Raw genomic sequence first — 7782 nt, forward strand, 5'->3', positions numbered from 1 at the left:
ACCGTACACCTTCCAGGATAGCGACGGGCAGAAGGATTGACAAGCGCGACCCGCATGAACGAACCCCCCTCCCAGTACGGGAGGGGGTGCGTTCGTCAGGGGAGGAGTGCACCGGAGTAGGAACAGGCGTGCACGTACAAGAAGTCATCAAAGCTGTCCGGCGGTGCGCCGATGGGTTTCTCCATGAGCGTGTGTGTCACCATGTCGAGCACCGGCAGCGCGCGCTGGAGGAATCGCCGCATGCACACACGCTCACGTACGATATTCACAGTCGTTGTAGCAAGTTTTGGCTTGTACGCAAGGAACTCAACCGCGAGCATGTCACGCCGCGCGAGGTCGAGTGCGAGCGGGCTCCCGTTTGCACCCATGCCCGGCTCGCGCCCAAAAAACGCGACAAACTGATCGTGTGCAAACTTCTCGTTCGCCGTATTTCGTAACCCGGGAAACTGCGCCGCGAAAATCTTGGGATCAAGCGGATCAATCTTGAGCGCGCAGATGAACTCGAGATCACTCGGCGTGAGCGTTGGAGGTCTGCCCGTTGCATCCTTGAAGGACTCCGCGACCCACTTCGCTTCTGCGATCGAGAATCCGCCACATGGTGCCATATGGACGACCGCGACGACTGCGTCCGCTATCGTCAGGATACTGTCCAGCTCATCCGCCGCGCCGCGCACGATGAACCCCGCGCGCACGAGCGACGACTGGCGGCCATCCACTGCAATCGTCCGAATTGCATACTGGTACGCCCCGCCGACCACAACATCCTGATCCTCGAACATGGTCTGCGGCGGCACAATCGTGCCGCGACGCTCGAGCTGGCCGCCCACGACGCGATAGATTCTCGTCTCTGCCACCGCAACCTCCGGAGCATTCTCCCACATGATCGAGACGACACCCTGACCGCTCCCCGAATCGGTAATCGTGGGTGCGGGAATGGACCCCACGGGTTGCGGGGGCACGGGCTCGGTGGGCTCCTCCGGTTCCGTCGTTGTTGGCGGCTCGGTTGGCTCCTCTGGCTCCGTCGGCACCTCCGGCTCGGTGCCGGGTGGCGGGACGAGCGTGTTCACCTGCTGCTGGCCGGCACGAACGGTTATGGTAAACGTCCCGGGGCCGGGATCCTCGGTCGGGAGCCGGAGGACGAACGAGACATCCGACGAACGGTTCCCCGAGCTGTCCACGGCCTGCATGATGTAGCGGTACTCGGTCCCATTGACGAGCGTGAACGTGCGCGTGAAGGTACCGCTGGCATTTCCAAGCTCAGCACCACGCTCGCCGATGTACTCGACGAACCGCACATGGCTGTAGTCCGTCGCCGTGGGATCGGTCCAGGTGAACGTGAGTGTTGCCGGAATGGACGTTGTCCCGGAAAGGACACTCACGTCGCCAAAATTCGAGACCACGAGCTTTGCATTCGTCGGCGGGTCCGGCGGCGTCGTATCGGTACCGCCGCTCTGGCTGTTCTCCACGTAGAAAGCACGCGTGACATCCGCGCTCATCGCCGTGCCGTCCGCCGCGAGGATGCCGCCGGCCCCACTCTCACCGGTCAGGGTGTACCACGTCTTATCAATGAGTGTGCCATTCTCGCAGGTGATCTGCTTCGCAGAGCTCGAAACCGTCACCGCCGTGCAGAGGTTCGCGCCCGCAGCGGCCCCACCCTGCGTATTGCCGGAGTTCCGCTGGAGCACCATGTTCGGTGCCGGTCGAATGATCACGGCCGAAGTACGCGGAGCAGCCCAGACATTCGCCGCGCCAAAACCCTCAATCGTGGTGAGGAATTGCGGCAGCCCTGCACTCGGCGCAACGGTTGCCGAGGTCCACGTTGTTCCGCCGTTCGTCGTGGAAAGAATCGTGGATTCTTGACCAACCGCCCATCCCTCGTTTGCCGTCGGGAAATACACGTCGTTGAGGTCGTTGCTCGTACCGCTCGTCACCGTCGTCCAGCTCGCACCGCTATTCGTCGTCCGATAAATCACTCCACCGCTCCCCACAACCCAACACGTTGTTGCGCTGGGACAGTGGATACCATACTGCGTCGTGTTGACGCTGAGATTCCAGCTCGTCCACGTTGTGCCGCCATTGTCCGTGTGAATGACACCGGAGAATCCTCCGACGGCGGTGCATGTACTCGCGTCCAGGCACGACGCGTCCTTGTACTCTACACCCGCATCAACACCGGTTTGCGCGGTCCACGTCGCGCCGGAGTTCGTCGTCTTGAGGATGGCACCAGCCGTGCCGAACGCGTAGCACGTCCCAACGCTCGGACACTCCACATCAAGGAGGTCCGTCGCGATGCCGCTCGTCCGCAGCGTCCACGTTGTGCCGTCCGTCGTCGTGTAGATGATGCCACTGCGCCCAACGGCCGCACAGAACGTCGTGCTCGGGCAGTCAATCCCCTCAAATGCATCATCGAGACCGCTGAGTTGGGATGTCCAGAGTGCGCCGCCGTTCGTTGTCTTCGCGATGCCACCGCCAACGGTATCGCTCGTTCCGCTCGCGAGCCAGCCGGTATCGGCATCAGCGAACGAGATCTCATGGATATTGTAGCTTTGGATGTTTTCATCAACGTCGAAACCCCGGTTCGCAGTCCAGGTGGTTCCTCCGTTCGCCGTCGTGAATAATGCCCCACCCGACACCCACACCGTCGTCGCATCGAGTGCGAAGGCGGCAGCGAGGTACGTCGTGGCCCCGCTCGTCTGTGCGGTCCACGTGGCGCCGGCATCTGCTGTTTTGAGGATGGTTCCGTTGTTGCCGAACGCCCACCCCGTGGTGGCACTGCCGAACGCGATGCCGTAGAGGGCGTTTGCCGTCCCGCTCGTCACCGATGTCCACGTCGCGCCGGAATCCGTTGATCGGATGATCGTACCGGTATCTCCAATCGCCGCGCAGGTGCTCCCCGTACACGCGACCTCATAGAGTAGGACGGCGACCCCGCTCGTGCGCGTCGTCCATGTACCGCCACCGTTCGCTGTCGTGAGAATGGTCCCGCTCGCACCGACGGCCACGCACGCTGTTGTGGAAGTGCAGTGGATACCCCAGAGATCGTTCGCGGTGCCGCTCGTCTGTGCGGTCCACGTCGTCCCGCCGTCCGTGGTTCCGATAATCGTGCCGCTCACCCCTACCGCGTACACGGTCGTCGCGCTCACGGCGTACACGTCAAGGATGTTCTGCGCGGTGCCGCTCGTCTGCGCAGTCCACGCGAGACCGTCCGTCGTCTTGTAGATCGTGCCGCTCGCACCGACGATCCACCCAGTGTTCGCATCAGCAAAAGAGATGCCGTCAATGTCCACAGATGCCCCACTGAGCACGACGTGCGTCCACGTCACCCCACCATCAATCGTGGACATGAAGTGGTTTTTTCCCCCCACGGCGTACCCCGACGTGCTCGACGTGAACGCGACATCACTGAATCCATTCGACATCCCCTGCTCCGACCGCCACGTCGTCTGCACGGCGGACGTTGCGAGGAGCGCGTTCGCATCCTCAAAGGTGATCGTCTGCGTGGTGGAGACGCCGCGGTCTCCACTCGCGATCGTACCGCCCGACAGTGTGGGCGCGACGTCCGTTGCCGCTCGCTGCGGCGTACCGAGGAACACACCCGCTGTCGCGAGCACAACGAGGAAAAGCATGATGCCTATGGCGTATCGCATGAAACGAAAGAGTTGCTGAATAGCTGGAGGCACACGAAGCGTGTGAATGATGTCCTCACGAGAGCAGTATACCGCACGACGCACCTCCACGGTATACACACCCACTCCTATCTACCGCCGCTTGCCAACACCGGAGCGCCCTGCTAGGATGATTCCAGTATTCACTGCACCCCTCTTTGGGGTGCGGCTCTGTCTCCCGCATAGGAGATGGGCTCATCGTTCGATGTTTCTATGCACACCGCAATCGCTCCAACAAACGGCGCGGCCCCGACGGAGGCCGGCAGCGTACTCCGGGAACTCCTCGCAGATAAGGAGTACCTCCGTATTCCAAAAACCGGCCAGCTCGTGTCTGGCACGATCGTTGGTATCGGCCGCAATGAGATCAAGGTGGACATCACGGGCTACCGCACCGGTCTCGTCCGCGGACCGGAGCTCCACGATCCCTCCGGCATGACCGCGAACCTCCATCTGGGCGATAGCGTGGAGGCAACAGTCGTTGACCTCGAAAACGAGCGCGGCTTTGTCGAACTCTCCTTCCGTTCCGCCGGCCACCAAAAGGCGTGGGGCGCGCTCGATGATCTCCGCCGCGCCGGAACGGTGACATCGGTGCGCGTCCTCGATGCCAACAAGGGTGGACTCATCGTACAGCTCGGGAACGTCCAGGGGTTCCTCCCCGTCTCGCAGCTCTCGCCGGGGAACTACCCGCGCGTCTCAGGCGGCGACAAGCAGAAAATTCTTGAAAAACTTCGATCGTTCATCGGGAAGGGCTTCGACGTGAAGGTCATTGATGTACAGCCGACCGACGAGAAGCTCATCGTCTCGGAGAAAGCCGCGTGGGAGGAGACGCAGTCCCAAGTCCTCGCACAGTACAAGGTTGGCGATCGCATCACCGGCCAGGTGACCGCGCTCGCGGACTTCGGCGCATTCGTGCGCTTCCCCATTCCGGAAGATGGCAACAGTGCACCGGTTGGTGAAGGGAGCGACCACCTCGAGGGGCTCGTCCACATCTCCGAACTCTCCTGGCAGCGCGTGGATCACCCGCGCGACGTCCTCGCCATCGGCGACCGCGTCGAGGTGCAGATCATCAACATCGAGGGATCCAAAATCTTCCTCTCGCGGAAGCGCATGACCGAGGACCCGTGGGTTGCTGCCGCACAGCGCTACCACATTGGCCAGCAAATCCGCGGGAAGGTGGTGAAGGCGCAACCATTCGGGTTGTTCGTGGAACTCGATCCCGAAATCCACGGGCTCGCACACATCTCCGAGCTCGGCGACCCGCCACCGGCCCGACCGGATGCCGTCGCCGCCATCGGCGAGGAGCGCGAGTGGACGGTCATCTCGCTCGATCCCAAGGAGCACCGGCTTGGGCTGTCGCTCAAGTCGCAAGCCGACAGCCGCAAGCCGCAAGCGTCAGAACCGGAAGCGAAAGAGCCACCGGAGGAAACCGAGGAACGCAAGTAAACAGAACGCACTCCGCCCATGAGCCCCGAACCATTCGGGGCTCATGTGGTACTCCTCCACGCCCGCCGATGTTTCGCAGAGCGACCAAACACGGTACGATGGAATCACCGTGCGTATTCTTCGTCTCTTGTCCCCTATTCTCCTATGGCCCGCAGGCCCCAACCCACGAAGCAATCGATCGCCATCCTCGTCACCTTCCTCATCGTCGCGGCACTCTTCAGCTTGTACAACGTGCCGATCGCAAAGCCGGAGCAGTTCGACCTCACGACGCTCGCGACGCGCGTGCGCACCGGCGAGGTGGAGCGCATTGGTATCCAGGGTACGAAACTCACCGTCACCATGCGTGACGGGAGCACCGCGACGGTTCGCAAGGAACCCGGCACGTCCGTCCCCGAGCTCCTCCAGCACTACGGTCTCACGCCGGAGACGTACGCGAACGTCGCCATCGAGGTGGTGGAGGAGAGCGGTTTCGCATACTGGGCACAGGTGCTCCTCCCGTTCCTCATCCCGTTCCTCCTCATCGGCGGGTTCATCTTCTTCATGATGCGCCAAGTCCAGGGCGCGAACAGCCGCGCGATGATGTTCGGCCAGGCGCGCGTGCGCGAGGCAACCAAGGATGCAAAGTCCGCAACGACATTCCGTGACGTCGCTGGCGCACAGGAGGCGAAGGAAGAGCTCGAGGAAATCGTAGAATTCCTCCAACACCCGAAAAAATTCGTGGCACTCGGCGCGAAAATCCCAAAGGGTGTCCTCCTCATGGGCCCGCCCGGCACCGGCAAGACGCTCCTCGCGCGCGCAGTCGCCGGCGAGGCGTCGGTACCGTTCCTCCACATGTCCGCATCGGAGTTCGTCGAAATGTTCGTCGGGGTCGGCGCGTCGCGGGTGCGCAACCTCTTCCAGCGCGCGAAGAAAATCGCGCCGTGCATCGTCTTCGTGGATGAGATTGATGCGGTCGGACGCCAACGCGGCACCGGCCTCGGCGGCGGCCACGACGAGCGCGAGCAGACGCTCAACCAAATCCTCGTCGAGATGGACGGCTTTGACCCGAATAGCGGCGTCATCGTTATCGCGGCGACGAACCGCCCCGATGTCCTCGACCCCGCGCTCCTCCGCCCGGGCCGCTTCGACCGACGCATTGTCCTCGATCTTCCGGACATCAAGGACCGCGAGGCCATCCTCAAGGTGCACACCACGAGCAAGCCCCTCGCGCGCAACGTCCGCCTCCGGAAGATCGCCGAGCGCACGCCTGGGTTCTCCGGCGCAGATCTCGAGAACATCGCGAACGAGGCGGCACTGCTCGCCGCACGACGGAACCGGAAGAGCATCGCGATGGATGAGTTCGTCGAGGCGATCGAGAAGGTGCTCCTCGGTCCCGCGCGCAGGAGTCGCGTGTTCTCCGATCAGGAACGCAAAATTACCGCGTACCACGAAGCAGGCCACGCGCTCGTTGCACACGAGCTCACGCACGCCGACCCCGTGCGCAAGGTCTCCATCATCTCGCGCGGCATGGCGGGCGGCTACACGCTCAAGCTACCGCTCGAGGACAAGCACTACCGCACGCGCGCGGAGTTCCTCGACGACCTCGCGGTCATGCTCGGCGGGTTCGCAACCGAGCGCGCGATCTTCGGTGACGCGGCGCTCACCACCGGCCCCTCGAGCGACCTCCGCCAGGCCACGCGGCTCGCCCGCCGCATCGTCACCGAATACGGCATGAGCGACGCGCTCGGCCCGCGCACGTTCGGCGAACACGACGAAATGATCTTCCTCGGACGTGAGATCCACGAGCAGCGCGACTACTCAGAGAAAGTCGCCGAGGTGATTGACGACGAGGTGGACCGGCTCCTCGCCGAGGCCCGCGAGCGTGCCGCGACGATCGTGAACACGCGCCGCGACAAGCTCGACGCCATCGCCCAGAAGCTCCTCGCACAGGAGACCATCGAACAGGAGGAATTTGAGGCGATGTTCGACGAACACCCGCACGCCTGGCGCATCGCGCCGACGAAACGGAGTACCCCACCTCCAACCGCGACGGATACCGACGAGCCGGAGGAGCCGAGCGACGACGACACACACCAGGAGTCGTAACCCCCACGCGCACATGAAACGGCCGAGCACCCGCTCGGCCGTTTCATGTTGGAGCACGAGAATGCGGTATCATGAAGCATGAGAGGTGCCTCCCCGTAGCGGAGACCTTCAGGTCTCCATCCTCTCCCGCCACCAAAGTCGCCCACACCATCCGAATGGAGGTCTAAAGATCTCCGCTACAATCTTTGACGCTCACGCGCCAGCTGCGGAGAGAGAAGATACATTATGCCCGAACACCCCCCCTCCCCCTCCGAATCCCCCCGCTCCCATATCGCCAAGGACAACCTCCCTCGTGAGGTCCGTTCCTACGTCCGCAACCTCGAACAGCAAATCCGAGACCACTTCCGCTCCCTCGGATACCAAGGACCCCTCACGAACATTGATGAGGTGGAAACCGCCGTCGCCTCCCTCAAGGACATCGTCCCCAAGAACAAACCAAGCATCATCTCCCTCACGGAGCTCGTCACGCTCGTCAACACGCTCGCGGACGCATACCGCACTGGAGAGATCCCCGAATCCGAAACCCCAGAAAATCACCTCCCGTACGAATCCTGGAAAGACACCCTGAACCCCCTCCTCCACGAATCCC

The 7782-nt window shown here is 62.8% G+C and carries 4 protein-coding genes; 3 read left to right on the forward strand and 1 reads right to left on the reverse strand.

All coding sequences use genetic code 11. From position 1 onward, the window contains the following. Positions 1 to 95: 95 nt before the first annotated feature. Positions 96 to 3647 carry a YCF48-related protein gene (locus Q7S96_03230; protein MDO8463258.1) on the reverse strand — a complete coding sequence of 1184 codons (3552 nt, stop codon included), beginning with the start codon at positions 3645 to 3647 and terminating at the stop codon, positions 96 to 98. 231 nt (positions 3648 to 3878) lie between these two features. On the opposite strand from Q7S96_03230, the gene Q7S96_03235 reads away from it, so the two are divergent. The 3 genes from Q7S96_03235 to Q7S96_03245 all read left to right on the forward strand — a co-directional run. After that, complete coding sequence (locus Q7S96_03235) at positions 3879 to 5108, forward strand: S1 RNA-binding domain-containing protein (protein MDO8463259.1); 1230 nt, start codon at positions 3879 to 3881, stop codon at positions 5106 to 5108. 144 nt (positions 5109 to 5252) lie between these two features. Continuing rightward, on the forward strand, positions 5253 to 7193 hold the full coding sequence (gene ftsH, locus Q7S96_03240) for an ATP-dependent zinc metalloprotease FtsH (protein MDO8463260.1): 1941 nt from the start codon (positions 5253 to 5255) through the stop codon (positions 7191 to 7193). Between the two features lie 225 nt (positions 7194 to 7418). Continuing rightward, positions 7419 to 7782 (forward strand): hypothetical protein (locus tag Q7S96_03245; protein MDO8463261.1); only part of this gene is annotated, 364 nt, incomplete at its 3' end.

This window comes from bacterium (assembly GCA_030647005.1).
In the GTDB taxonomy this organism is placed as follows: domain Bacteria; phylum Patescibacteriota; class Patescibacteriia; order JACPHY01; family JACPHY01; genus JAUSKG01.

What these genes read in the sequence shown, in the direction of transcription:
- Q7S96_03230 (MDO8463258.1), bottom strand. Translation starts at nt 3,647, where the DNA reads ATGCGATACGCCATAGGCATCATGCTTTTCCTCGTTGTGCTCGCGACA.
- Q7S96_03235 (MDO8463259.1), top strand. Translation starts at nt 3,879, where the DNA reads ATGCACACCGCAATCGCTCCAACAAACGGCGCGGCCCCGACGGAGGCC.
- ftsH (MDO8463260.1), top strand. Translation starts at nt 5,253, where the DNA reads ATGGCCCGCAGGCCCCAACCCACGAAGCAATCGATCGCCATCCTCGTC.